We start from the raw sequence: 25,737 nt of genomic DNA, 5'->3' as shown, positions 1-25,737 counted from the left end.
GCGGGGCCGGGCGCCGGCGCCTTCGTCCGAAGGGACTCGGCGCCGCAGCTTAGTCTCCTCGGACGATTCCGCTGCAGAACCCCCTTCGGACAATGCCTTTTCCGACAACAAGACGGGGGAGGGCCGCCATGGGCGCGCTACCGCAAGGGCGATTTGTGACGCTGAACGATGGGCTGCAGCTGCATTATCTTGAGGCCGGCTGCCCGGAGGCCGGCTCCGGCGAGCCGGTGGTGTTCATCCACGGCAGCGGGCCGGGCGCCAGCGGCCACAGCAACTTCAAGCAGAACTACCCGGTGTTCGCCGAAGCCGGCTACCGGGTGATCGTGCCCGACCTGCCGGGCTACGGCGCCTCGGCCAAGCCGGAAACCGTCTACGACCTGGACTTCTTCGTCAATGCCCTGAGCGGCCTGCTCGATGCGCTGGACATCCCGCGCTGCGTGCTGGTCGGCAACTCGCTGGGCGGCGCCATCGCCCTCAAGCTGGCGCTGGACCAGCCGCAGCGGGTCGCCAAGCTGATCCTCATGGCGCCCGGCGGGCTGATGGAGAAGGAGCAGTACTACCAGCAGATGGAAGGCATCCAGAAGATGGGCGCCGCCTTCGCCAACGGCGAACTGAACGACGCCGCCGGCATGCGACGCCTGCTCGGCCTGCAGCTGTACGATGCCAGCGGGATCAGCGATGAGACGGTCGCGGAGCGGGTCGCCGTCGTCCTCCAGCAGCCGCGCTGCGTGCTGTCCACCATGCAGGTGCCGAACCTGGCGCCGCGCCTGTCCGAGCTGCAGTGCCCGATCCTCGGCTTCTGGGGCGTGAACGACAAGTTCTGCCCGGCCTCCGGGGCGCAGACCCTGATGGATGCCTGCCGCAACATCCGCTTCGTGCTGCTCAGCGAGTGCGGGCACTGGGTGATGGTCGAGCACCGCGAGCTGTTCAACCGCACCTGCCTGGATTTCCTCGCCGAAGGCCGGCAATGAGCAAAGCCTGCAGCGCCAGTGGATCGCTCCGCTGGCGCTGCAGGTTGACTCCATCCTGTAGGGGCGAATTCATTCGCCTTTTGCACGGCCTTCGGGCGAATGAATTCGCCCCTACAGTTCATGTGTTTCCCCGGAAATCCGCTCCCCGAATCGGGCAGCGGATTTCAGCGTTCACTGATTGGTCAGCCCTGCGCCTGCTTGTTGCGGAAGTAGGGGATGACCTTCTCGCCGATGTTCTTCAGCGTCTCCAGCTGCGCCCACTGCGGCACGGTGCCCATCTGGCAGATGAACAGGATCTCGTCGGCGCCGGCGTCGATCAGGCGCTGCACGTAGCCGATGCAGTCCTCGACGGTGCCGTAGGCGTGGTTGGGGTTCATCATCGCCAGGGTCGGGTCGGAGAAGTCCACGGTCACCTCCTCGGAGGCGAAGCGCGACTTGATCACCGCCTGGCCGTTGCTGTCGATGAAGGTGTCGTCCTGCCACTTCGCCGGGTCCGGGCGCTCGCCGCCGGCGTACCAGTAGGCCAGCGATTCCATGAAGTAGCGCTGGCCGCGGATGCCGATGGCGCGCGCCTTGTCGTTGTCTTCGAGAACGATGGCCGGGCACAGCGCGGCGATGTGGCGGTTCGGACGGAAGCCGACCTGGTTCTTCTCGTTACGGTTGTCCCAGGCCTCGTGGTACACGGCGACCTTCTTGGCGATCTCCTCCGGGCCGCCGAAGCCCAGCACCAGCGCGCCCATGCCACGGCCGCCGGCGTTCTTCAGCGACTCGGTGTTGGTGCAGGCCAGGTACATCGGCGGGTGCGGGTCCTGGTAGGGCTTGGGATGGATCGGCCGTTTGGGGATCTTGATGAAGTCGCCGTGATGCTCGATCTCGTCCTGCACGAAGATCTTCGGGATCAGGTACATCGCCTCGTCGATCTGCGGGTGCAGGGTGGTCAGATCGTAGCCGAAGGTGCCGGCTTCCTGCTGGGTGCCGCCCTTGCCCACGCCGAAGTGCACGCGGCCCTTGGACAGCAGGTCGAGGGTGGCGATGCGCTCGGCCACCTTGACCGGATGGTTCATCGCCGGCGGCAGGCACACCACGCCGTGACCGATGCCGATGCGCTCGGTCTTGCCGGCGACGAAGGCCAGCACGGTTTCCGGCGCGGACATGTGCGAGTAGTTGGTCAGGGCGGTGTGCTCGACGCACCAGAAGGTGTCGAAACCGAGCTTGTCGGCCAGCACGGCCTGCTCGACGGTCTCGTCGAACACGCGGCGGTCGCCCTCGCGGGTGGCGTCGAGGGTCTGTGCTTCGTAGATCAGGGAGAATTTCATGCGCTATCCCTTGTTGTTATCGGGTTGGTCGGTCCGGCGATACCGGCTCTCGGGCGCATGGTCGGAAATGCAGGAAGGGGCAGATACATCCGATCAGACTAGCCAATTCGGCCCGCCGCCCGGGCCGGGATTGGCCCGTCCGCACGGGGCCCAGAGCGGGCGGGAATCGGCTGGCGGAGCCCCCGTTCTTGCTAGTCCCATGGGACGATGCTGGTCGTTTGACCCAGGTCAAGAATCGGCCCGACACAACCCATGAGGAGGGCCGAACCATGAGCCAGACCGATCTGAAATCCCAGATGCTCCAGGCGATGCGTCGCCTGGCCAAGTCGGTGACCATCATCACCACCAGCAACGGCCGCGAGCGTTTCGCCATGGCCGCCACTGCCGTCGACTCGCTGTCCACCGAGCCGCCGTCGCTGCTGATCTGCGTGAACCAGAGCGCCTCGCTGCACGCCGTGCTGGATGAGGGCGCCGACTTCTGCGTGAACATCCTCGGCCACCAGCAGGAATACCTGTCGCACCTGTGCAGCGGCCCGATCAAGGGCGAGGGGCGCTTCCAGCAGGGCCACTGGCAGACCAGCGCCGCGGGCACCCCTTGGCTGGCCGATGCCCAGGCGGCGATCCTCTGCAAACAGGACGGCAAGTTCCGCTACGGCACGCACACCGTGTTCATCGGCCGCATCGAGCAGATCCACCAGCACGGCGAGATCAGCCCGCTGGTCTACGTGGATGGCACCTACACCACCACGGCAGCGACCCTGCCGCTGGCCGCGGCCAGCTGAGCCGCGCCGGTACATCCGCGAGCGGGGCGCCGCCTGAGCACCAGGATGCGCGGAGCGTCCCGCCCGATCCGAGGAATTCCCATGAGACTTGCTGACAAGGTCGCGCTGGTCACCGGCGCCGGCTCGGGCATTGGCCGCGCCACCGCCGAGCTGTTCGCCGCCGAGGGCGCCCGCGTGGTGCTGGCGGACATTGACGAGGCGGCGGCGCGCCGGGTGCTGGAGGGCCTGCCGGGCGGCAGCGACGGCCTCGCCCATGGCTGCGACATCGCCGACGGCGCTGCCGTGGAGCGGCTGTTCGCCGAGGTCGAGCGGCGCTACGGCCGCCTCGACGTGCTGGTCAACAACGCAGGACTGGGCCAGGTGCCCGGCGACGGCTTCGAGCACTACCAGCAGCGCATGGCGCTGCGCAACGCGCAGCTGGCGGCCGGCAAGACGCCCGACGTGTTCACCGACATGATCGTCGACCTGACCGACGCCGGCTGGCAGCGCCTGCTCGCCATCAACGTCGACGGCGCCTTCTACTGCAGCCGCGCGGCGGTGCGCCTGATGATCGCGAGCGGCCGCAAGGGCTCGATCGTCAACGTCGCCAGCCTGTCGGCGCTGAGCGGCGAGGGGCCGCTGGCCTACTGCACGGCCAAGGCCGCCATGCTCGGCATGACCAAGTGCCTGGCCCGCGACCTCGGCCCGCGCGGCATCCGGGTCAACGCGGTGTGCCCGGGGCCGACCCGCACGCCGATCATGCAATCGATCTCCGCCGAGTGGGTGCAGGCGCTGGAGCGCGCCATCCCGCTGGGGCACATGCTCGAACCCGGGGAGATCGCCCAGACCTGCCTGTTCCTGGCCAGCGACGAATCCAGCGCCTTCACCGGCCAGACCCTCGCCGCCAGTGGCGGCATGTTGATGCTTTGACAAGGAGAACGACCATGAGTGTGAGCATGCAGGACAAAGTGGCACTGATCAGCGGCGCCGGCACCGGCATCGGCGCGGCCGCCGCGCAACTGTTCGCCGCCCAGGGCGCGAAGGTGATGGTCTGCGGGCGCCGCCAGGCCCCGCTGGAGGCCGTGGTGGAGAAGATCCGCGCGGCCGGCGGCGAGGCGGACTGGGTGCAGGCCGACGTCACCGACGAGCAGGCCATCGATGAGGCGGTAGCTCGCACCGTCGAGCGTTTCGGCCAGCTCGACGTGATGGTCAACAACGCCGTCAACTACACCTGGGGCCCGCTGGCCCAGCTCAGCACCGAGGACTGGCAGCGCAGCCTGCGCGGCAGCCTGGACGTGGCCTTCTTCGGCACCCGCGCGGCGTTCCGCGCCATGGCCGGCCGCGGCGGCTCGATCGTGAACCTCGGCTCGGTGGTCGGCCTGCTCGGCAGCCCTGGGCTGTCCGCCTATGGCGCGGCCAAGGCCGGCGTGCTCAACTTCAGCCGCGCGGCGGCCCTGGAGGGCGCCGCCGAGAACATCCGCGTCAACGTGGTCATTCCCGGCGTGGTGTGGAGCGAGGGCACCCGTGAGGCGCTGCGCAGCGAGCAGATGATCGCCGGCACCGCCCGCACCGTGCCGCTGCGGCGCATCGGCGAGCCGATCGAGGTGGCCAACGCCATCCTCTTCCTCGCCTCGGACGCTTCTTCCTATATCACCGGGCAGAGCCTGGTGGTCGACGGCGGCAAGACCTGCGAACTTAACGTGGGCGCCACCGATTACACCTCGCAGACATCCAGCGAACTCAGAGGAGAATAACAATGCACAATCTGTTGAACTCGCCGGCCAGCCCGGTACTGGTCACCGGCGGCGCTTCCGGCATCGGCGAGGCCTGCGCCGAGGCCCTGGCCGCGGTGGGCCGCCCGGTAGCCATCTGGGACCTGCAGGAAGAGAAGGCGCAGGCCGTCGCCGCACGCCTCGCCGAGCAGTACGCCGTGCCTTGCCTGGGCATCGGCATTGACCTGTGCGACGCCGAGGCCATCGCCCCGGCGCTGGCGCGCACCCGCGCCGAGCTGGGCGCACCGGGCGGCCTGGTGCACGCCGCCGGGGTGGTCGACCAGAGCGGCCTGGAGGGGCTCACCGCCGCACGCTGGGACGCGGTGCTGAACGTCAACCTGCGCGCCATGGCCCTGCTGGTGCAGGCCATGCTGCCGGACCTGCGCGCCAATCCCGGCTCCTCCGTGGTCGGCATCGCCTCGATCAACGCCACCCTGGGCAACGGCCTGATCCCGTCCTACAGCGCCTCCAAGGGCGGCATGCTGTCGATGGTGCGCTCGATGGCCGACGCCCTCGGCGCCGACGGCATCCGCGTCAACTCGGTATCGCCGGGGCAGATCCTCACGCCGATGGTCGCGCCCATCGCCGCAGCCCATCCGGGCATGTTCGAGCGGCGTATCCTGCTCGGCCGCCTCGGCCAGCCCGAGGAACTGGGCCGGGTGGTGCGCTTCCTGCTGTCGGATGAGGCCAGCTACATCAACGCCGCGGAGATCGTGGTGGACGGCGGCAATATCTCGTCGCAGCGCTGACCGGCTGAAGCACAACGCCCGCCCTGAAGATCAGGGCGGGCGTTGTGCTTTGTGGCGCCTGTAGGGGCGAATTCATTCGCCTTTACGCGGCATTTTGGCGAATGAATTCGCCCCTACAGGTTTATGCCAGCGCGTTACGCAGGTCGCTCGCTGCCAGTTCCAGAGCCGCGGCGGCACCCTCGACCAGCGGGGCGAAGCTGGCGAAGCCGTGGATCATGCCGCTGGCGCGCTGCAGGCGCACCGTCACGCCGGCGGTGCGCAGGCGCTCGGCGAAGGCCTCGCCCTCGTCGCGCAGCGGGTCGAATTCGGCGGTGAGCAGGGTGGTCGGCGGCAGCTGCGCCAGGTCCTCGGCGAGCAGCGGCGAGGCCAGCGGTTCCTCGGCCTGCTCGGCGCGCTCCAGGTACTGCGCACGGAACCACTCCATCATCGCCCGGCTGAGGAAGTAGCCGTCGGCGAAGGCTGCGTAGGAGGGGCTGGCGCAGCGCAGGTCGGTGACCGGGTAGAACAGGCACTGGTAGGCGACGCGCGGGCCGCCCTGCTGCGCGGCCTGGCGGCAGGCGGCGATGGCCAGGTTGGCGCCGGCGCTGTCGCCGGCCACGGCCAGGCGGGAGGTGTCGACCTGCAGCTCGGCACCGCGCGCGGCCAGGTCGCGCAGGGCGTGGAAGGCGTCCAGCGCCGCCGCCGGATAGCGCGCCTCGGGCGCGCGGCGGTAGTCCACCGACACCACCGCCGCGCCGCTCAGCAGGGCCAGGCGGCGACACAGTTCGTCGTGGCTGTCGAGGTCACAGAGCACGAAGCCACCGCCGTGGAAGAACACCAGCAGCGGCAGCCCGGGCTGCGCCTGCGGCCGGTACAGGCGCGCCGCCAGCGGTCCGGCGGCGCCGGCGACGCTCAGCTCGCGCACCTCGGCCAGCGGCGTCGGCGCGCACAGCGGCGGCATGGCGCTGGCCTGGCGCAGGGTCACGGCATCCAGGTGGGCGAAGTCGGGGGCCGGCTGGGCGGTCATCTGCGCGAGCAGGGCGGCGATCTGCGGATCAAGCGACATGGGCGTCTCCTTGCGGGTCGAAAAGGTTGAATTGCGGATTGCGCTCCTCCAGCACCGACTCCAGACGGGCGCGCAGCGCCGGCTTGAAGCCCTTGTGCGGCAGGATCCAGAAGCGTTTCTCGGCGATGGCGGCGAACACCAGTTCGGCCAGTTCGGCCGGGCTCATGCCCTGGCGGATCTGCCCGTCGAGCAGACGGTTCAGCTCGCCGCCGGCGCCCTGGCCCTGGTCGGAGGTCATGATCTCGCTGGCCACTGGCCCGGGGCACAGCACCGAGATCCCGACCTGGGTATTCAGGGCGGCCATCTCGTAGTGCAGGCTCTCGGAGAGGGCTACCACCGCCTGCTTGGTGACGTTGTAGGCGGCCATGAACGGACTGTTGAGCAGGCCGGCGAGGGAGGCGGTGTTGACCACGTGGGCCGGCCGGCCCTGGGCCAGCAGCAGTGGCAGGAAGGCGCGGATGCCGTTGATCACGCCGCCCAGGTTGACTGCCAGGGCGCGCTGCCACTGCGCCTCGCTGAGTTCCCAGCAGCTGCCGGTCTGCATCACCCCGGCGTTGTTGAACAGCAGGTCGACCGCGCCGAAGCGTTGCACGGCGGCGTCGCGCAGGCGCTCCAGCTGCGCCGCATCGGCCACGTCGGTGACCTGGGTGAGCACCTGCACGCCCTGCTCGCGCAGCTGCGCCGCGAGGCGCTCGAGCGCCTCGCCGTCGCGGTCGGCGAGGACCAGATGCAGTCTCTCGATGATGGCCCGTTCGGCCAGGCCGCGGCCGATGCCGCTGGCCGCGCCGGTGATCACTGCGACGCGGTGCTGGGGTTGGTGCATGGCTGTGCGCTCCTCGCTGGTCTGCCAGATCCCGCCGTTATTTCAGGCGGCCGGGGGCGTCGCTACGTCCGAGCGGACTAAGGCAAAAGCGTGGGACGAGGAGAGAATGGCGGCGCGGGTGTCCTGCTCCAGCCGGGGCAGGGCCATCGCTCGAACGTGTCGTGGCGGGCTCATGCACGTCCCGCCACGGTACCGCCCGGAATGCGTCAGGAGGGCGGGCGACGGACTGCCCGGCCGTTTCATTGCGCCAGCTCAGAAGGCCGTAATATGCTGCAGAACGTCCAGAACAATTACAAAGTACCACCCATCATGACTGCTTCGCTCACTCTGGAACGCCTCGGCGACATGCTCGGGCATCTCTATCAGGGCCCCCTGGAATCCGTGCCCTGGAACACCTTCCTGGACGAGCTCAAGGACCTGCTGGCCTCCAAGTACGCCACCTTCATCCTGCGCCCGCCGAGCCAGCATGTGGACGGCCTGAGCATCTCCACCGCGGGCGCCTCGGAGGAGGTCACCAGTTCCTACCACCAGCACTTCTATCGCCTCGACCCCTTCGTCGACCTGCCGAACCGCCAGGTGGTCTCGCTCACCGAGTTCGTCGCCCTGAACGACTGGCTGAACTCGGACTTCTACAAGAGCTTCATGGAGCCGACCGACGTGTTCCATGTGCTCGGCGCCGACATCAACACCGCGGACGGCGCCCAGTGCCGCATCCGCATCAGTCGCGGGCGCAACGATCCGCCGTTCAACCAGGCCGACAAGGACCTGCTGACCCTGTTCCTGCCGCATCTGGAGCGGGCGATGATCCTGCACATGCGCCTGAACCGCATCGAGAGCGAGCGCGACCTGTACGCCGGTGCGGTGGACCAGATGGCGGTCGGCACCATCCTGCTCGATTCGGACGGCAAGGTGCTGCAGATGAACCGGGTGGCCGAACAGCTGGTGCAGGAGAAGGACGGCGTCAAGCTGGTCAGCGACGGGCTGCAGGTCGGCACGCCGCGCGACAGCCAGAAGTTCCGCCAGCTGATCAAGCAGGCGCTGCTGTCGCAGAAGAGCGGCAATCCCTCGGTAGTCGAGGCCATGCGCGTGCAGCGCCCCTCCGGTCGCGCCGACTTCGGCATCGTGGTGCGCTCGGTGCCGCCGGGCGAGTGGAGCGGGGCGAAGCAGTGTCCCGCCGTGGCCATCTTCATCGGCGACCCGGAGCAGGAGTCGCGTCCACCGCAGGAGATCGTCCGCGCGCTGTTCGACCTGACCCCCTCGGAAGCGCAGATCTCCCTGCTGCTGGCCAATGGCCTGACCCTGGACGAGGCGTCCGACGAGCTGGGCATCAGCCGCAACACCGCCCGTGCGCACCTGCGCTCGACCTTCTCCAAGACCGGTGTGACCCGGCAGACCATGCTGGTGCGCCTGATCCTGCGCAGCGTCGCCACCCTCGGCTGACTTCGTACTGGCCGCGAACGGCGGCAGGAGCGCAACCATGATCCAGGCCGGCACAGGGAGTGCGGACCTGGATAGTGGTCGGTTGCTCTGCCGCTGCCCCATTCGGAACTGTCGGCGACTACTGCGAAGCGTTTCTGGCCAGCATGTCGAGCATCTCCACCCCCTTGCCCAGATACAGGCTCGCACTTCGGGAGACGCTACCCTTGTCGTCGGCCTTCAGGTGCTGGCGGACGAAACTGTAGTTTCTCCACACTTCGTCAAGTTCGGCCTTTATCTCGGGTGCGAGTTTCAGCAGGTTCTCATAGCTCGAACCGATGCGCTGATCGATTGTATTGATGCTGTGCTCATCCAGCTCTACCGAGTGAATACCGAGATTGTCGAAACCCTTGCCCTGATGAATCAACAACAGGCGACTCATATCCAGACTCATCTGGTGCAGGCTGGCAACTACAGGATCTTTCTCCTCCGCTTCGCGATAGGCCGCGCCGGCAGCCTCGTCGAGATCGTTCTGGGCGTGCATCACGGGATTCAGCGACGATGTATAGAGCACGCGAGCATTTTCCGGCTGCTGCTCGAGTTCGCCGATGCTGGTCTTCAGCCCCTGCAGGGCCGCGGCTATCGCCGGTTTGTCTGCGAGCGCAGTCACCAGCGGGTCGAGCTCGCGCAGATTCCGCCGATAGGCCTCGCGCGCCGCCGGGTCGAAGGCGGCCGTCGGATCCTGGTTGTTGTAATAGAGGAGCAGGTTCGCGCACAGCATGAACCCATGGGTGCGTATCTCGTGCACTTGCTGGAGTGTGGCGGGGGCAGCTCTTGCCATCGATGAAAAGAGCAGCACGGTCAGGAGAATGGCTCTTTGCATGTTTCATCCTTTGTGATTGTTCGGCAATCGTTCAGGTAGACGACGCCAAGACCGATTTGCACTGATATTGCTGCCCGGTCGTCATCTGCACTATGAGTATTCAATCGCGCGAACGATATTAGAGATCCAGACTCGCGATCTGCCCATAGTCTTCATGGACGATGCCGAGGGGCACTCCAGGGAATATGTGCCGCACCATCATGCATGCACTAGTTCAAGTGAACGATGCACGCCGATGTTCCTGTGCCATAGGCTCCATGCAACTGCTCGAAATACGTTGGAGGTTGCATGAAAATCCTGGTCCCCGTGAAACGCGTGGTCGATTACAACGTCAAGGTCCGGGTCAAGGCGGACAACAGCGGTGTCGATCTGGCCAACGTCAAGATGGCGCTCAATCCCTTCTGCGAGATCGCCGTGGAGGAAGCGGTGCGCCTCAAGGAGAAGGGCATCGCCAGCGAAGTGGTGGTGGTTTCGGTCGGCCCCAGCGCCGCCCAGGAGCAGCTGCGCACCGCGCTGGCCCTCGGTGCCGATCGCGCCGTGCTGGTCGAGGCCAATGACGAGCTGGGTTCGCTGGCCGTCGCCAAGCTGCTCAAGGCGCTGGTCGACAAGGAACAGCCGCAGCTGGTGATCCTCGGCAAGCAGGCCATCGACAGCGACAACAACCAGACCGGCCAGATGCTCGCCGCGCTGACCGACTTCGCCCAGGGCACCTTCGCCTCGAAGCTGGAAATCGCCGGCGACCGCGCCACCGTCACCCGCGAGGTCGACGGCGGCCTGCAGACCGTTGCGCTGAAACTGCCGGCCATCGTCACCACCGACCTGCGCCTCAACGAGCCGCGCTACGCCTCCCTGCCCAACATCATGAAGGCCAAGAAGAAGCCGCTGGAGACCGTCACTCCGGAGGCGCTGGGCGTCTCCACCGCTTCGACGGTGAAGGTGCTCAAGGTCGAGGCCCCGGCCGCACGCAGCGCCGGCATCAAGGTCAAGTCGGTGGCCGAACTGGTCGAGAAACTGAAGAACGAAGTGAAGGTGATCTGATGGCCATTCTCGTCATTGCCGAACACAACAACGCCTCCCTGGCTGCCGCTACCCTGAACACCGTGGCCGCCGCCGCCCAGATCGGTGGCGACATCCACGTGCTGGTCGCCGGCCAGGGTTGCGCCGCCGTGGCCGAGGCTGCCGCCAAGGTCGCCGGCGTCGCCAGGGTGCTGCTCGCCGACGCCCCGGCCTACGCCCACCAGCTTCCGGAAAACCTCGCGCCGCTGATCGTCGAGCTGGCCCGCGCTTACAGCCACGTGCTGGCCCCGGCCACCACCAACGGCAAGAACTACCTGCCGCGCGTCGCCGCGCTGCTCGATGTCGAGCAGATCTCCGAGATTATCAGGGTGATCGACGCCGATACCTTCCAGCGGCCGATCTACGCCGGCAACGCCATCGCTACCGTGCAGTCCTCGGCTTCGGTCAAGGTCATCACCGTGCGCGCCACCGGCTTCGACGCGGTGGCGGGCGAGGGCGGCAGCGCCGCCATCGAAGCGGTCGGCCCGGGCAGTGATGCCGGCATCTCCGCCTTCGTCGGCGCGGAGGAAATCGCCAAGTCCGAGCGCCCCGAACTGACCGGCGCGAAGATCGTCGTCTCCGGCGGCCGCGGCATACAGAACGGCGACAACTTCCAGCTGCTCTACGGCGTGGCCGACAAGCTCGGCGCCGCGGTGGGCGCCTCGCGCGCCGCGGTCGACGCCGGCTTCGTGCCCAACGACATGCAGGTGGGGCAGACCGGCAAGATCGTCGCGCCGCAACTGTACGTCGCCGTCGGCATCAGCGGCGCCATCCAGCATCTGGCCGGCATGAAGGACTCGAAGGTGATCGTGGCGATCAACAAGGACGAGGAGGCGCCGATCTTCCAGGTCGCCGACTACGGCCTGGTCGCCGACCTGTTCGAAGCCGTGCCCGAGCTGGAGCGCGCCCTGTAAATCGCCTGGTCCGCTGTAGGGGCGAATTCATTCGCCAAAACACCCGCAAGGCGAATGAGTTCGCCCCTACAGATCGGCAGGTTGGCTTCATGCGATTGCTTTGCACCCATCCCGGGAGACTGCCATGACCGATTCACCTCTGCTCGTCGAGCGCAGCGGGGCCGTCGCCCATCTGCGCTTCAACCGTCCGGACGTGCTCAATGCCCTGAGTGTCGATCTGGCCGATGCCCTGCTGGAGGCCTGCCGCTCGCTGGCCGGCGACAGCGCCGTGCGCGTCGTCGTGCTCAGTGGCAACGGTCGCGCCTTCATGGCCGGTGGCGACCTGGCGGCGATGCGCGCCGCGCCGGTGGAGGCCGCCGACGCGTTGATCCGCCCGCTGCACCAGGCCGTGCAACTGCTCGCCGAGATGCCCCAGCCGGTGCTGGCCAGCGTGCACGGCGCCGCCGCCGGCGCCGGCATGAGCCTGGTGCTGGGCGCCGATCTGGCCATCGCCGCCGAGGGCACGCGCTTCAGCTTCGCCTACACCGACATCGCCACCAGCTGCGACGGCGGCGCTTCCTGGGCGCTGCCGCGCCTGCTCGGCCTGCGCCAGGCGCTGGAAGTCGCCCTGCTGGCCGAGCCGTTCGATGCCGCCGAGGCGCTGCGCCTGGGCCTGCTCAACCGCGTGGTGGCGGCCGAGAAGCTGGCCGAAGCGACCCTCGAGATGGCCGAGCGTCTGGCCGGACGGGCGCCGCACGCCCTGGCCAATCTCAAGCGTCTGCTGCGCCAGTCCCTGCAACAGCCACTGGCCGAGCAGCTCGCCGCCGAACACCGGGGCTTCCTCGACTGCGCCACGCGGCCCGAGTTCGTCGAGGCCATCGACGCCTTCTACGCCCGGCGCAAGCGCGGCTGAGCGGCACATCAATCCGTTGTAGGGGCGAATTCATTCGCCCGGATACCCCGGCAGGCGAATGAATTCGCCCCTACGGGCCGGGGTCAAGACCCAGAAATCAAGGAGAGCGGAATGCACATCGGTATTCCCCGCGAAACCCACCCCGGCGAGACCCGTGTGGCCGCCACGCCGGAAACGGTCAAGAAACTCGTCAGCCAGGGCCACCAGGTCGTCGTCCAGTCGGGAGCCGGCGTTGCCGCCAGCGTCCCGGACGACGCCTATGTCGCCGCCGGCGCACGCATCGGTTCGGCCGCCGAGGCCCTCGGCGCCGGCCTGGTGCTCAAGGTCGCCGCGCCCGACGCCGACGAGCTGCAGCTGATGCAGCCCGGCGCCGTGCTGGTCGGCATGCTCAACCCGTTCGACAACGCCAACCTAGCGCGCATGACCGAGCGCGGCATCACCGCCTTCGCCCTCGAGGCGGCGCCGCGCACCTCGCGCGCGCAGAGCCTCGACGTGCTGTCCTCGCAGGCCAACATCGCCGGCTACAAGGCGGTGATGCTCGCCGCCAACCACTACCCGCGCTTCATGCCGATGCTGATGACCGCCGCCGGCACGGTGAAGGCCGCCCGCGTGCTGGTGCTCGGCGCCGGCGTCGCCGGCCTGCAGGCGATCGCCACCGCCAAGCGCCTCGGCGCGGTGATCGAGGCCTCGGACGTGCGGCCGGCGGTGAAGGAGCAGATCGAGTCCCTCGGCGCCAAGTTCGTCGACGTGCCGTTCGAGACCGACGAGGAGCGCGAATGCGCCCAGGGCGTCGGCGGCTACGCGCGGCCGATGCCCAAATCCTGGATGGAGCGCCAGGCCAGGGCGGTGCACGAGAAGGCCAAACAGGCCGACATCGTCATCACCACCGCGCTGATCCCCGGCCGTCCGGCGCCGATCCTGCTGCACGAGGACACCGTGGCGGCGATGAAGCCCGGCTCGGTGGTCATCGACCTGGCCGCGGCGCAGGGCGGCAACTGCCCGCTGACCGTCGCCGACCAGGTGGTGATGCGCCACGGCGTGACCATCGTCGGCCACAGCAACCTGCCGGCGCTGGTGCCGGCCGACGCCTCGGCCCTGTACGCGCGCAACCTGCTGGACTTCCTCAAGCTGGTCATCGACGGCGAAGGCAAGTTCCAGCTCAACCGCGAAGACGACATCGTCGCCGCCTGCCTGATGTGCGAGGGCGGCCAGCTGGTCCGTCGCAACGCCGCCTGATTGCTCCCCAGATTACAAGGACAACAACCATGGACCCGATCTCCGACGGTCTCTACAACCTGATCATCTTCGTGCTGGCGATCTACGTCGGCTACCACGTGGTATGGAACGTCACTCCCGCGCTGCACACCCCGCTGATGGCGGTGACCAACGCCATCTCCGCCATCGTCATCGTCGGCGCCATGCTGGCCGCCGCGCTGACCGAAACCGGCCTGGGCAAGACCATGGGCACCCTGGCCGTGGCGCTGGCCGCGGTCAACGTGTTCGGTGGCTTCCTGGTCACCCGGCGCATGCTGGAAATGTTCAAGAAGAAAGACAAGCCGGCCAAGGCGGAGGCGCACTGAGATGAGCATGAACCTGATCACCGCCCTCTACCTCGTGGCGTCCGTGTGCTTCATCCAGGCGCTCAAGGGCCTCTCGCACCCGACCAGCTCGCGCCGCGGCAACCTGTTCGGCATGGTCGGCATGGCCATCGCCGTGCTCACCACCGTCGGCCTGATCTACAAGCTCGGCGCGCAGATGGGCGAAGGCGCCGGCATCGGCTACGTGCTGCTCGGCCTGCTGCTCGGCGGCACGGCCGGCACCATCATGGCCAAGCGCGTCGAGATGACCAAGATGCCCGAGCTGGTCGCCTTCATGCACAGCATGATCGGCCTGGCCGCGGTATTCATCGCCGTGGCCGCCGTGGTCGAGCCGCAGTCGCTGGGCATCGTCGCGCAGCTGGGCGACGCCATCCCGGCCGGCAACCGCCTGGAGCTGTTCCTCGGCGCAGCCATCGGCGCCATCACCTTCTCCGGATCGGTGATCGCCTTCGGCAAGCTGTCCGGCAAATACAAGTTCCGCCTGTTCCAGGGCGCCCCGGTGACCTTCGCCGGCCAGCACTGGCTGAACCTGGCCTTCGGTCTGGCGATCGTCGGCCTGGGTCTGGCCTTCACCTTCACGGGTGACCTGACCGCCTTCGCCGTGCTGGTGGCGCTGGCCTTCGTGATCGGCGTGCTGATCATCATCCCGATCGGCGGCGCCGACATGCCGGTGGTGGTGTCGATGCTCAACAGCTACTCGGGCTGGGCGGCGGCCGGCATCGGCTTCTCGCTGAACAACTCGATGCTGATCGTCGCCGGTTCGCTGGTCGGTTCGAGCGGCGCGATCCTCTCCTACATCATGTGCAAGGCGATGAACCGCTCGTTCTTCAACGTGATCCTCGGCGGCTTCGGCGCCGAAGCCGGTGCAACCGTCGCCGGCAGCCAGGAGCAGCGCCCGGTGAAGAGCGGCTCGGCCGACGACGCCGCGTTCCTCTTGGGCAACGCCGACAGCGTGATCATCGTCCCCGGCTACGGCCTGGCGGTGGCGCGTGCCCAGCACGCGCTGATGGAGCTGACCGAGAAGCTGACCCACCGCGGCGTGACCGTGAAGTACGCGATCCACCCGGTGGCCGGGCGGATGCCGGGGCACATGAACGTGCTGCTGGCCGAGGCCGAGGTGCCCTACGAGCAGGTGCACGAGATGGAGGACATCAACCCCGAGTTCGGCCAGGCCGACGTGGTGCTGGTGCTCGGCGCCAACGACGTGGTCAACCCGGCGGCGAAGACCGATCCGAAGTCGCCGATCGCCGGCATGCCGATCCTCGACGCGTACAAGGCGCGCACCGTGATCGTCAACAAGCGCTCGATGGCCAGCGGTTATGCCGGTCTCGACAACGAGCTGTTCTACATGGACAAGACCATGATGGTGTTCGGCGACGCCAAGAAGGTGGTCGAGGACATGGTCAAGGCCGTCGAGGCCTGACGGGCTTCGTCAGGAACGGCCTCCGCACGGGGTCGTTCCTGCCTTGCCTCGGGCGCATCAGCGCATGTCGAACAGCTCCTGGTGGAAGTCGGCGGAGTCCAGGCCGCGCGCCACCAGCCCTTCGCGCAGCGCCTGGCCGAAGCCGGCCGGGCCGCAGAACCAGAAGCTGGCGGACTGCCAGGCGGGTACCTCCTGGCACAGGCGCTCGACCGTCAGGCGGCCGTCCCGGGCGCTGACCAGCACGTGCAGGCGTACGCCGGCGCGCTCGGCCAGCCCGCGCAGGCGGGTGATGAACGCCTCGTCCGGCTCGCTGGTGCAGTAGAACAGGTCGACGCTGTGGCCGTCCGGGTGTTGCGCCAGCGCCTGCATGCGGGCGATGAAGGGGGTGATGCCGATGCCGCCGCCGATCCACACCTGGGCGTTCTGCTCGCCACCGAAGTCGAAGCGCCCGTAGGGGCCCTCGACGGTGACCATGTCGCCGATCCCGAGGGTCTGCGGCAGAGTGCGGGTGTAGTCGCCGATGCCCTTGATGTTGAACAGCAGCTGGCCGTCGTCGTGCCAGGCGGAAGAGATGGTGAAGGGGTGCGGCCCCTCGGCGCGGTCGAAGGTGACGAAGGCGAACTGCCCGGCCTCGTGCCCGGGCCAGCGATCCTGCAGGCGGATGCCGACGCCCAGCACGCGGTTGCCTTCGTGATGCTCCAGCGACTCGATGACGCCCACCGCGCGCCGCGCGTGACCCACCCGGCGCAGCAGGGAGATGCACGCGGCCACCGTGCCGCCGAGCATCAGCGCGGCCATCAGCGGGCCCAGCGGCGAGCTCCAGTAGGCGGTCTTCATCAGCACCACCGAATGGAACACCAGCACCAGGTAGACGATGGCCAGCAGACGGTGGGTCTTGAAGAACCAGCGGTAGGGGAAGCGCTTGAGCAGGGCGAGGACGATCAGCAGCACAGCGGCGTAGAAGGCCCACTCGCCGAGTTCCTCGGCCAGGCCGCGCTGGCTGCGCAGGAAGGCGACCACGGCCGAGGGCTCGCTGCCCGCAGCGGCGCCACCGGCCTTGCGCACCGGCCGCTCCAGCCAGCCCCAGCCGACCATCCACTTCGGCCCCTTGGCCCACAGCCAGTGGGCGATGGACAGCACCAGCGCGCCGATGCCCAGCCACTTGTGCAGGCGATAGTTCTTGTCCAGGCCGCCGAGCAGCGACTCCATTGCGGACCAGCGGATGATCAGCAGCAGGCCGAAGCTCATCGCGCCCATGGCGAGGATGCCGGTGAGGTTGACCAGCGAGCCGCGCAGGGCGAAGAACTCGTAGTCGCGGGTCAGCACGTCGTCGGCCAGCAGCCAGAGCAGCGTCAGCCCGAGGAACAGGACCAGGCAGCTCGACTTGATGTTCTTCATGATGCGGATTCCTTGCAGGGGAGAACGCCCGCAGGATCGCATGCGGACAGCTGCAGGATACTGATTCCAGACAGTGTGCGGCTCATTTCTGGCGCACGGATCTAGGAGCCCAGCGGCCGTTTCCGGCCACCGGCACCTCGCCGCCTGGCTGCACAGGGCCGGCCGGCATACATCCGGGCCAGGCGCTGCGGGGCGATGCCGACGGCGAAGCTCAGGGCCAGCAGGCGATTGCCGAGGCAGCGCCGCCACCAGCCGTCGCGCTGCCAGCGCCGCGGGCTGACCCGCAGGCCCTGCGCGATGCAGCGCAGCTCGCCCTGCGCGCGCAGGCCGCGGACCAGCGGTACCTCCTCGAACAGCGGCCAGGGCGCGTGCTGGCCGACGCTGGAGTAGGCCCTGCGGCTGACGAACAGGCCCTGGTCGCCATAGGGCACGCCGATGCGGGTGCGCCAGTTGGTCGCCCATTCGATCAGCCGCCCCTGCCAGGGCGGTGCGCCGCTGAAGCGGAAGGCGAAGTAGCCGCCCACGGCCCCCTCGGCGATGGCTTGGCGCAGCTCGGCCAGCGGCTGGCCGTCCAGTTCGGCGTCGGCATGCAGGAACCAGAGGATGTCGTGCGTGGCCAGCGCTGCGCCCTGGCGCAACTGCTCGCCACGGCAGGGATCGGCCGGCGACCAGAGGGCGCCGTGCAGCTCGCACAGGGCGCGGCAGCGCTGGCTGCGCGCGCCATCCACGACTATGACCTGCAGCGGCTGGCCGTCCCGACGGGCCTCATCCTGCAGCTGACCGAGCAGGTTGCGCAGCACGACCTCGTCGTGCAGGCAGGGAATGATCACGCTGACCCCGGCGGCGTCGCTCATGCGCACACCTCGAGCCCGGCCAGGGCGGCGAGCAGTTGCTGCCGCGCCGGCCGCGGATCGCCTGCCAGGTGGCGGCGGACCTGCAGCAGGTCGGCGGCCTCGTCGACATCGAAGGACTCGCCGCAGACCCGCAGCGAGTGGCCGGCGCGCCGGCAGCTCTCGGCCAGCGCCGCGCCCAGGCCGGGGGTACTCCATGGCAGGCCGGCGAGGTCCGGCCAGGGCCGCCGCGAGGCCATCAGCACCACGCCGCCGTCACGGGCGGCGAGCAGCACAGTGTCGACCTCGGCGAGGGCGGCGCGCACCGTCCGGTAGTGCTCCTCTGTCAGCGCCGGGGCGTCGCTGCCGATGAACGCCAGGGCGTGATGGCCGGCCGCACGCAGGCGGCGGTCGAGGGCGTTGAGCCGCTCGCCGAGGTTGCCGGGCGGCTGCGCCAGGCACAGGCACTCCGGCAGTCGTCCGGCGGCCCAGGCGCAGTGCTGCGCCGCATCCGGGGCGATCACCCGCGCGCCCGGCCAGGCCGCCAGGTCCTCCAGCGCGCAGTCCAGCAGCCGCTCGGCGATCTCCAGTGCCGCCGCCGTCCCCAGGCGCGCCGCCAGACGCTGCTTGCCGTGCCCGGGAGCCGGACGCTTGCAGACCAGAACCAGGGCAGGGGGAGGGCTGTTTCGCTCGGACATGGACAGGACTCGCGGCAGGTCGATGAAGGAAACCTATAGTTCACTATGACCGCCCGCGCACCCGAGGCCGCCTGCCGAGGAGAACCCGCCGCCATGCACGACATGCTGCCACTGCTCGATGCCCTCGGCTTTCCGGCCATCCGGCGCGGCCGGCTGGAAGCCCTGCAGGTCAACCTGACCTATCGCTGCAACCAGCGCTGCCTGCACTGCCACGTCAACGCCGGGCCGACCCGCACCGAAAGCATGGACGACGCCACCCTGGCGGTCCTCCGCGCGGTGATCGACGCCCATCCGGTGCACACCCTCGACCTGACCGGCGGCGCGCCGGAGCTGCACCCGCGCTTCCGCCAGCTGGTCGGCCATGCGCGGCGCGCCGGGCTGCGGGTGATCGACCGCTGCAACCTGACCATCCTCGGCGAGCCGGGGCAGGAGGATCTCGCCGAGTTCCTCGCCGGCGAGGGCGTGGAGATCACCGCCTCGCTGCCGTGCTACGCGCGGGACAACGTCGACCGCCAGCGCGGCGAGGGCGTGTTCGAGCGCAGCATCGCCGGCCTGCGCCGGCTCAACGCCCTCGGCTACGGCGCCGGCGACGGGCTGGTGCTCAACCTGGTGTACAACCCGCAGGGGCCGAGCCTGCCGCCGCCGCAGGCGGCGCTGGAAGCCGACTACAAGGCGCACCTGGCCGCCGATTTCGGCATCCGCTTCGACCACCTGCTGACCATCACCAACCAGCCCATCGCCCGCTTCGGCAGCACGCTGGTCAGCAAGGGCCAGTTCAGTGCCTACCTGCAGCTGCTGCGCGACAGCTACCGCGCCGAGAACCTCGCGGCGGTGATGTGCCGCTCGCTGGTCAGCGTCGACTGGCAGGGCTACCTGTACGACTGCGACTTCAACCAGATGCTCGGTCTGCCGCTCGAGCTGATCGGCCGCCAGCGCCCCCACCTGCGCGACCTGCTGCGCACGGACCTCGCCGGCAACCCCATCGTCACCCGCGACCACTGCTTCGCCTGCACTGCCGGACAAGGCTCCAGCTGCGGCGGCGCGCTCAGGGGCTAGGCGATGGGCCGCTGGCGGCTGCTCCTGCTCGGCCTCCTCGGCGTGCTGGTCGCGGCATTTTTCCTGTTCGACCTGGGCCACTACCTCAGCCTGGAAACCCTCAAGGCCCGCCAGGCCGGGCTGGACGCCGCGGTGGCGGCGCGGCCCTGGCTGGCCGCCGGCCTCTACGTGCTGCTCTACGTGGCGGTGACCGCGCTGTCGCTGCCCGGCGCGACCCTGCTGACCCTGATCGGCGGCGCGCTGTTCGGTCTGCTCGGCGGCACCCTGCTGGTATCGCTGGCGGCCACCCTCGGCGCCACCCTGGCCATGCTGATCAGCCGCTACCTGCTGCGCGACTGGGTGCGCGGGCGCTTCGCCGCGCGCCTGGCCGCCATCGACCGGGGCGTCGCCCGGGAAGGCGCCTTTTACCTGTTCGCCCTGCGCCTGGTGCCGCTGTTCCCGTTCTTCCTGATCAACCTGGCGATGGGCCTGACCAGCCTGCCGGCGCGCACCTTCTGGTGGGTCAGCCAGCTCGGCATGCTGCCGGGCACCCTGGTCTACGTGAATGCCGGGCGCGAACTGGGCCGCCTGGAATCGCTGGCCGGCATCCTCTCGCCGGGGCTGCTCGGCGCCTTCGTCCTGCTCGGCATCTTCCCGCTGCTGGCCCGCCGCCTGCTGGCCTGGTTCAAGGCGCGCCAGGTCTACGCCGGCTGGCAGCGGCCGCGGCACTTCGAGCGCAACCTGGTGGTGATCGGCGCCGGCGCCGGCGGACTGGTCAGCGCCTGGCTGGCCGCGGCGCTGCAGGCGCAGGTGACCCTGGTCGAGAAGTACCGCATGGGCGGCGACTGCCTGAACACCGGCTGCGTGCCGTCCAAGGCGCTGCTCCGCTCGGCGCGCCTGGCCCGCGAGCTGCGCCGCGCCGAGGCGCTGGGCTTCGTGCAGGCGCACGGCGAGGTGGACTTCGCCGCAGTCATGGAGCGGGTGCAGCGGGTCATCCGCCAGATTGCGCCGCATGACTCGGCGGCGCGCTACATCGAGCAGGGCGTGCAGGTGATCCACGGCGAGGCGCGCATCACCTCGCCGTGGACGGTGGAGGTCAACGGACGCAGCCTGACCACCCGCGCCATCGTCATCGCCGCCGGTGCCCACCCGCTGCTCCCGGAGATTCCCGGCCTGGCCGACATGCAGCCGTACACTTCCGACAGCATCTGGAAACTGCGCCAGCGGCCGGGGCGGCTGCTGGTGCTCGGCGGCGGGCCGATCGGCTGCGAACTCAGCCAGGCCTTCCAGCGCCTCGGCTGCCAGGTGATCCTGGTGGAGCAGGGCGAACGCCTGCTGGGCCGCGAGGATGTCGAGGCCAGCGCCGCGGTGACGGCGAGCCTGCGCGCCGAAGGCGTCGAGCTGCACCTGCAGCACCGCGCCGAGCGCTTCGAATGCCTGGACGGCCAGCGCCAACTGGTCGCCCGCGAGCTGGCCGGCGGGACGGCAACCCTCATCGGCTTCGACCAGGTGCTGGTCGCCCTCGGCCGGGTGGCCAGTGTCGAAGGCTACGGGGTGGAGGCGCTGGGCCTCGAGCTGCGCCCGAACCGGACGCTGGAGACCGACGAGTTCCTCGCCACCCGCTACCCGAACATCTTCGCCGTGGGCGACGTCACCGGGCCCTACCAGTTCACCCACTTCGCCGCCCATCAGGCCTGGTATGCCGCAGTCAACGGCCTGTTCGGCGATTTCAAGCGCTTTCCCGCCGACTACCGGGTGATCCCCCGGGTCACCTTCACCGACCCGGAGGTGGCGCAGGTCGGCCTGTCCGAGAGGGAAGCGCGCGAGCAGGGCATCGCCTGCGAGTCGACCCGCTACGACCTCGCCGAGCTGGACCGCGCCATCGTCGAGGAGGCCGCCGCAGGCTTCGTCAAGGTGCTCACCGTGCCGGGCAGCGACCGCATCCTCGGCGCGACCGTCGTCGGCGAGCAGGCCGGCGAACTGCTGGCCGAGTTCGTGCTGGCCATGCGCCACGACCTGGGGCTGAACAAGATCCTCGCCACCGTGCACAGTTACCCGACCCTGGCCGAGGCCAACAAGTACGTCGCCGGCGAATGGCGACGGGCGCATGCGCCGCCGCTGGTGCTGCGCGCCCTGGCGCACTTCCATCGCTGGCGGCGCGGGGGCGGGCGGTGAGCGCGGCCTGCGACCTGCTGCTGGTCGGCGCAGGTCACGCCCATCTCGGCGTGCTGCGCCTGTGGGCGGCGGGCCGGCGCCCGCGCGGGCGCATCGAGCTGGTCTGCCCCGAGGACGCCGCCTGGTACTCCGGCATGCTGCCGGGACTGCTCGCCGGGCGTTACCGGAGCGAACAGTGCTGCATACCGCTGGCGCCGCTGTGCCGGGCAGCGGGCATCGAGTGGCGTCAGGCGGCGGTGACCGCCCTGGAGGCGGACAGCCGCAGCCTGCGCCTGGAGGGCGGGGAGCGCCTGCAGGGGCGCTGGCTGTCGCTCGACACCGGCGCGCCGCCGCGGGCGCCGGCGCACGAGGACGCGGGTATGGAGCTGCTGGCGGTCAAGCCGTTCCCGGCCTTCCTGGCGCGCTGGCAGGACTGGCAGCGCGCGCCGGAGCGTCTGGCGATCCTCGGCGGCGGCGCGGCGGGCGTCGAGCTGGCCCTGGCCATGGCCCGCCAGCTGCCGGGACTGGCGCTGTTCAGCGCCGCCGAACTGCTCGCCGGCCATCCGCCTTCGCTGCGCCTGCGGGCGCTGCAGCACCTGCAGGCGGCCGGGGTGCAGGTCCGCGAGCGCTGCCCGATCGAGCAGGTTCGCGGTGCGGCGCTGCTCAGTCGCGGCCGGCCGGTCTGGCACGGGCCGCGGCTGCTCCTCGCCTCGGGCGCCAGTCCGTTGCCTTGGCTGCGCAGCTCCGGGCTGGCCAGCGACCTGCACGGCTTCGTCGCCATCGCGTCCACCCTGCAGAGCCTGTCCCATCCGCAGGTGTTCGCCAGCGGCGACTGCGCCAGCCTGGCCGGTACGCCGCGCAACGGCGTGCACGCGGTGCGCCAGGGGCCGCTGCTGGCCGGCAACCTGGCGTGCGCGCTGACGGGAAAACCGCTGCAGGACTACCGGCAGCAGCGCCACAGCCTGGCGCTGCTGGCCGACGGCCGCGGCGGCGCGCTGCTGAGCTGGGCCGGCTTCACCACCGAGGGTCGCTGGTGCGGGCTGTGGAAGGACTGGCTGGACCGGCGCTTCGTGCGCCGGCACCAGGGCCGGTGAGCCGCTTCAGGCGGCGGGGCTGTCGGGGTAGTGGCGGCTGCGGAACTCGCGGACCACCTCGAGGAAGGCGGCGAGGATCGGCGAGTGGTCGTCGCTGCGGAAGATGCAGCTGAGGTCGACCCGCGCGTCCGCGGGCAGGCCGGCGAGCGGCCGGTACACCACGCCCGGCAGGGTCAGCGCCGCGGTGGAGGCCGAGACCAGGGAGACGCCGAAGCCGCTGGAAACCAGCGCCACCGCGGTGACCGCATCGCCCACCTCCTGGGCCACCTGGGGGACGAAGCCGGCCTGCTGGCACAGGCCGATCACCCGGTCGACGAAGCTCGGCCGGCTGCCGGAGGGGAACAGCACCAGCGGATGCTCGGCCAGCGCGGTGAAGGGCACCACCGCGAGGCGGGCGAGGGGATGGCGCTCGTGCACGGCCAGCAGCAGTGACTCCTGGGTGACCAGCTCGGAGGCGATGTCGGCCAGCGGGGTGATGATGCGGTTGAAGCCCACGCCGATGCGCCGCTGGCGCAGCGCCTCGATCTGCTCCTGCTTGTTCATGGTGTGCAGGACCACCCGGACTTCCGGGTAGGCGGTGCGGAACGCGGTCAGCAGCTTGGGAATGGTGTCGAGGATCGCCGAGCCGAAGATGCCGATGTCCAGCCGGCCCAGCTTGCCCTGGCCGGCGCGCTGGGTGCGCTCGGTAGCCTGTTCGACCAGCGCGCGGATGTTGCGCGCTTCCTCGAGCAGCATCTCGCCGGCGCCGGTCAGTTCCATGCCGCGCGGCGTGCGGGTGAACAGCAGTACCCCCAGCTCCTCCTCCAGCTGCTGGATCTGCCGGGTCAGCGGCGGCTGCGAGATGTGCAGGCGCGCCGCGGCGCGGCCGATGTTCTGTTCCTCGGCGACGGCGATGAAGTAGCGGAGATGGCGGAGATCCATGCAGGCAGCCTGTGTCGGAGCGGGGCGGCCACTCGATACCCTGACGGTAGCGGCGGCGGTTTTTTATGGTATTGGACGCCGGGACAGCCGGCCAATAGATTTCCTGCGCGCCTGCCCGGCAAGTTGCGGTCAGGCGCGGCAATAAAAATACACAAGGAAACGGAATTTACAATAACAACGACGATATCGCTGGTGGGCGCCGCCGGCAGGCAGCGCTGGGAAGTTCTGCGCAGGCGGATGATTACCCGCACCTGATGTTTCGTGCATGCGGATAGTTTCCGCCAGTCTCGATTGTTCGATATTCCGGCCAATCAATCGCGGCCCCGCTTAATTGCGCTGCGGCATGTCGAGATATTGCCTGGCGAATTGTCCGCGCGAACTTGCGCAATTGCGCTCAATTGCCTGGCGAAGTTCGCTTCGCTGCCCGGTGCGCCGTTCCCGCTGGCGAATCCCCGATTCGAGGATGTTTCGATGTACCGGAAAACCACACTGGGAATCGCCCTGGTCGCTGCCGTGCTGGGCGCGCCGGCGCTGCAGGCCGCGGTGAGCGCGGAGGAGGCCGCCCGTCTGGCCGGCACCCTGACTCCGCTGGGCGGCGAGCGGGCCGGCAACGCCGACGGCAGCATTCCCGCCTGGCAGGGCGGTCTGACCCAGGCGCCGCCCGGGCCGATGCTCGGCGACATCCCCGTCGAACTGTTCCCCGGCGAGCAACCGCTGTACCGGGTCGATGCCGCCAACATGGCCGCCTATGATGCGCTGCTCTCCGACGGCACCCGCGAACTGCTGCGCAAGTACCCGGACAGCTTCCATCTTGACGTCTACCCGAGCCATCGCACCGCCGCGGCGCCGCCGGCGGTCTACGCCAACGTCGCCAGGAACGCCGAGCGCTGCAGCATCCGCGACGGCTGGGACACCATCAAGGGCTGCATCGGCGGGATTCCCTTCCCGATCCCCAGGCAGGGCGTCGAGGTGATGTGGAACCATCTGCTGCGCGTCGAGGCGCCGTCGATCGAGTATCGCTTCCGCAACATCGTCGGCAGTTCCGACGGCAGCCATACCCTGGCCACGCGCAACGAGATCGCCTTCCAGTATCCGCCGTACTACCAGGACGCCCGACCCGAGGACTGGTCGGGCGAATACGCCATGTTCCGCTACCTGACCGTCGAGCCACCGTTCAAGACCGGCGAGGCGCTGGTCGCCCGCGACAGCATCAATGGCAAGTACCCGCGCCAGGCCTGGCAATACCTGGTCGGCCAGCGCCGGGTGCGCCGTGCGCCGACGGTTTCCTACGACACCCCGGACTTCGTCTCCTCCGGCGCCAACTACTTCGACGAGGTGCAGGGCTTCTTCGGCGCGCTGGACCGCTACGACTGGAAGCTGGTCGGCAAGCGGGAAATGCTCATCCCCTACAACGCCAACGGCCTGCTGGCCGCCAGCGCCGACGCGGCGCTCGACAGGCACCACCTCAATCCCGAGCACCTGCGCTGGGAGAAGCACCGTGTCTGGGAAGTGGAGGCCACCCTGGCGCAGGGCCGCCGCCATGCGGTGCCCAGGCGCCGCTACTTCGTCGACGAGGACAGCTGGGCGATCGCCCTGGTCGACGGCTACGACAGGGACGGGCGCCTGTGGCGCACCACCCAGGCGATCCCCTACGTGGTGCCGGCCATACCGGCCACCCTGCTGCGCACAGCGGTGGTGTTCAACCTCGATGCCAGCACCATGAGCGTGGTGCAGATGCTCAACGGCGAGGACTTCCGGGTGGTGCCGCCCAAGCCGGAGAGCTACTTCACCGGCGCCGCGGTGGCCGGTGACGGCGTGCGCTGAACCGCACGCATGGCTGCCTGGTGCGCCCTCCGCGGGCGGTGCGATGCCGTGCCCATGCCGATACCTTTCCGGTATCGGCATGGGCTTTCATCGGTATTGGACGGTAAGTCTCGCCGGCAATAGCTTGTGAACTGTCTCCGCTGGCAGCGGGGTGAGCGCCAAGG

24 protein-coding genes are annotated in these 25,737 nt (G+C 69.2%); 16 read left to right on the top strand and 8 right to left on the bottom strand.

The window, feature by feature from the left end; all coding sequences use genetic code 11:
- Positions 1-128 precede the first annotated feature (128 nt).
- Positions 129-971 carry an alpha/beta fold hydrolase gene (locus SK095_RS03045; protein WP_320547808.1) on the top strand — a complete coding sequence of 281 codons (843 nt, stop codon included), beginning with the start codon at positions 129-131 and terminating at the stop codon, positions 969-971.
- 182 nt (positions 972-1,153) lie between these two features.
- Here SK095_RS03045 and SK095_RS03040 read toward each other — a convergent pair whose 3' ends face one another.
- Positions 1,154-2,287 carry an LLM class flavin-dependent oxidoreductase gene (locus SK095_RS03040; protein ID WP_320547807.1) on the bottom strand — a complete coding sequence of 378 codons (1,134 nt, stop codon included), beginning with the start codon at positions 2,285-2,287 and terminating at the stop codon, positions 1,154-1,156.
- Positions 2,288-2,556: 269 nt separating this feature from the next.
- On the opposite strand from SK095_RS03040, the gene SK095_RS03035 reads away from it, so the two are divergent.
- The 4 genes from SK095_RS03035 to SK095_RS03020 all read left to right on the top strand — a co-directional run bounded on the left by SK095_RS03035 (position 2,557) and on the right by SK095_RS03020 (position 5,569).
- Positions 2,557-3,069 (top strand): flavin reductase family protein, encoded by a 513-nt coding sequence (locus SK095_RS03035; RefSeq protein ID WP_320547806.1) that lies wholly within the window; start codon positions 2,557-2,559, stop codon positions 3,067-3,069.
- Positions 3,070-3,150: 81 nt separating this feature from the next.
- Complete coding sequence (locus SK095_RS03030) at positions 3,151-3,978, top strand: SDR family NAD(P)-dependent oxidoreductase (RefSeq protein WP_320547805.1); 828 nt, start codon at positions 3,151-3,153, stop codon at positions 3,976-3,978.
- Between the two features lie 14 nt (positions 3,979-3,992).
- Positions 3,993-4,802 (top strand): SDR family NAD(P)-dependent oxidoreductase, encoded by an 810-nt coding sequence (locus tag SK095_RS03025; RefSeq protein WP_320547804.1) that lies wholly within the window; start codon positions 3,993-3,995, stop codon positions 4,800-4,802.
- 2 nt (positions 4,803-4,804) lie between these two features.
- Positions 4,805-5,569, top strand: coding sequence for an SDR family NAD(P)-dependent oxidoreductase (locus tag SK095_RS03020; RefSeq protein ID WP_320547803.1), 765 nt, complete (start codon positions 4,805-4,807; stop codon positions 5,567-5,569).
- 121 nt (positions 5,570-5,690) lie between these two features.
- Here the strand turns inward: SK095_RS03020 and SK095_RS03015 are convergent, their stop codons facing one another.
- Together SK095_RS03015 and SK095_RS03010 are read right to left on the bottom strand one after the other, a co-directional pair.
- Positions 5,691-6,614 carry an alpha/beta hydrolase gene (locus SK095_RS03015; protein ID WP_320547802.1) on the bottom strand — a complete coding sequence of 308 codons (924 nt, stop codon included), beginning with the start codon at positions 6,612-6,614 and terminating at the stop codon, positions 5,691-5,693.
- On the bottom strand, positions 6,604-7,437 hold the full coding sequence (locus SK095_RS03010) for an SDR family NAD(P)-dependent oxidoreductase (RefSeq protein WP_320547801.1): 834 nt from the start codon (positions 7,435-7,437) through the stop codon (positions 6,604-6,606). Before SK095_RS03010 ends, SK095_RS03015 begins: the two co-directional genes overlap by 11 nt.
- A gap of 309 nt (positions 7,438-7,746) precedes the next feature.
- On the opposite strand from SK095_RS03010, the gene SK095_RS03005 reads away from it, so the two are divergent.
- Complete coding sequence (locus SK095_RS03005) at positions 7,747-8,877, top strand: LuxR C-terminal-related transcriptional regulator (protein WP_320547800.1); 1,131 nt, start codon at positions 7,747-7,749, stop codon at positions 8,875-8,877.
- 118 nt (positions 8,878-8,995) lie between these two features.
- Here the strand turns inward: SK095_RS03005 and SK095_RS03000 are convergent, their stop codons facing one another.
- The gene (locus tag SK095_RS03000) at positions 8,996-9,736 is read right to left on the bottom strand and encodes a hypothetical protein (protein WP_320547799.1); all 741 of its coding nucleotides are present in this window, start codon (positions 9,734-9,736) and stop codon (positions 8,996-8,998) included.
- Between the two features lie 288 nt (positions 9,737-10,024).
- Between SK095_RS03000 and SK095_RS02995 the strand changes: the two genes are divergently transcribed.
- The 6 genes from SK095_RS02995 (at position 10,025) to SK095_RS02970 (ending at position 15,619) form a co-directional block, all read left to right on the top strand.
- Entirely contained in the window at positions 10,025-10,774 is a 750-nt protein-coding gene (locus tag SK095_RS02995) for an electron transfer flavoprotein subunit beta/FixA family protein (RefSeq protein WP_320547798.1), read from the top strand.
- Positions 10,774-11,706, top strand: coding sequence for an electron transfer flavoprotein subunit alpha/FixB family protein (locus tag SK095_RS02990; RefSeq protein ID WP_320547797.1), 933 nt, complete (start codon positions 10,774-10,776; stop codon positions 11,704-11,706). Before SK095_RS02995 ends, SK095_RS02990 begins: the two co-directional genes overlap by 1 nt.
- 124 nt (positions 11,707-11,830) lie before the next feature.
- The gene (locus SK095_RS02985; protein ID WP_320547796.1) at positions 11,831-12,598 is read left to right on the top strand and encodes an enoyl-CoA hydratase/isomerase family protein; all 768 of its coding nucleotides are present in this window, start codon (positions 11,831-11,833) and stop codon (positions 12,596-12,598) included.
- Between the two features lie 111 nt (positions 12,599-12,709).
- A complete protein-coding gene (locus SK095_RS02980; RefSeq protein WP_320547795.1) occupies positions 12,710-13,834 on the top strand; it encodes a Re/Si-specific NAD(P)(+) transhydrogenase subunit alpha in 1,125 nt (374 codons plus the stop codon).
- A gap of 29 nt (positions 13,835-13,863) precedes the next feature.
- Positions 13,864-14,178, top strand: a complete 315-nt coding sequence (locus SK095_RS02975) for an NAD(P) transhydrogenase subunit alpha (RefSeq protein WP_041506114.1) — start codon at positions 13,864-13,866, stop codon at positions 14,176-14,178.
- 1 nt (position 14,179) lies between these two features.
- Entirely contained in the window at positions 14,180-15,619 is a 1,440-nt protein-coding gene (locus tag SK095_RS02970) for an NAD(P)(+) transhydrogenase (Re/Si-specific) subunit beta (protein ID WP_320547794.1), read from the top strand.
- 57 nt (positions 15,620-15,676) lie between these two features.
- Here the strand turns inward: SK095_RS02970 and SK095_RS02965 are convergent, their stop codons facing one another.
- The 3 genes from SK095_RS02965 to SK095_RS02955 form a co-directional block, all read right to left on the bottom strand.
- Complete coding sequence (locus SK095_RS02965) at positions 15,677-17,017, bottom strand: ferric reductase-like transmembrane domain-containing protein (protein ID WP_320547793.1); 1,341 nt, start codon at positions 17,015-17,017, stop codon at positions 15,677-15,679.
- 101 nt (positions 17,018-17,118) lie between these two features.
- Positions 17,119-17,871, bottom strand: coding sequence for a TIGR04283 family arsenosugar biosynthesis glycosyltransferase (locus SK095_RS02960; RefSeq protein WP_320547792.1), 753 nt, complete (start codon positions 17,869-17,871; stop codon positions 17,119-17,121).
- Positions 17,868-18,545, bottom strand: a complete 678-nt coding sequence (locus SK095_RS02955) for a DUF2064 domain-containing protein (protein ID WP_320547791.1) — start codon at positions 18,543-18,545, stop codon at positions 17,868-17,870. Before SK095_RS02955 ends, SK095_RS02960 begins: the two co-directional genes overlap by 4 nt.
- Before the next feature lie 93 nt (positions 18,546-18,638).
- Here SK095_RS02955 and arsS point away from each other — a divergent pair, with 93 nt between their 5' ends.
- The 3 genes from arsS to SK095_RS02940 are packed head-to-tail and all read left to right on the top strand — an operon-like array spanning position 18,639 to position 22,828.
- Positions 18,639-19,601, top strand: a complete 963-nt coding sequence (gene arsS / locus SK095_RS02950; protein ID WP_320547790.1) for an arsenosugar biosynthesis radical SAM (seleno)protein ArsS — start codon at positions 18,639-18,641, stop codon at positions 19,599-19,601.
- Positions 19,602-19,604: 3 nt separating this feature from the next.
- The gene (locus SK095_RS02945) at positions 19,605-21,755 is read left to right on the top strand and encodes an FAD-dependent oxidoreductase (protein WP_320547789.1); all 2,151 of its coding nucleotides are present in this window, start codon (positions 19,605-19,607) and stop codon (positions 21,753-21,755) included.
- On the top strand, positions 21,752-22,828 hold the full coding sequence (locus SK095_RS02940; protein WP_320547788.1) for an FAD-dependent oxidoreductase: 1,077 nt from the start codon (positions 21,752-21,754) through the stop codon (positions 22,826-22,828). The genes SK095_RS02945 and SK095_RS02940 overlap by 4 nt, the downstream gene beginning before the upstream one ends.
- A 6-nt stretch (positions 22,829-22,834) precedes the next feature.
- Here SK095_RS02940 and SK095_RS02935 read toward each other — a convergent pair whose 3' ends face one another.
- Positions 22,835-23,749, bottom strand: a complete 915-nt coding sequence (locus SK095_RS02935; protein ID WP_320547787.1) for a LysR substrate-binding domain-containing protein — start codon at positions 23,747-23,749, stop codon at positions 22,835-22,837.
- Between the two features lie 471 nt (positions 23,750-24,220).
- Between SK095_RS02935 and SK095_RS02930 the strand changes: the two genes are divergently transcribed.
- Positions 24,221-25,573, top strand: coding sequence for a DUF1329 domain-containing protein (locus SK095_RS02930; RefSeq protein ID WP_136488422.1), 1,353 nt, complete (start codon positions 24,221-24,223; stop codon positions 25,571-25,573).
- Positions 25,574-25,737 lie beyond the last annotated feature (164 nt).

Source organism: Pseudomonas sp. AN-1, from assembly GCF_034057115.1.
GTDB lineage: Bacteria > Pseudomonadota > Gammaproteobacteria > Pseudomonadales > Pseudomonadaceae > Geopseudomonas.
This window is presented reverse-complemented; position numbering and strand designations above follow the sequence as displayed.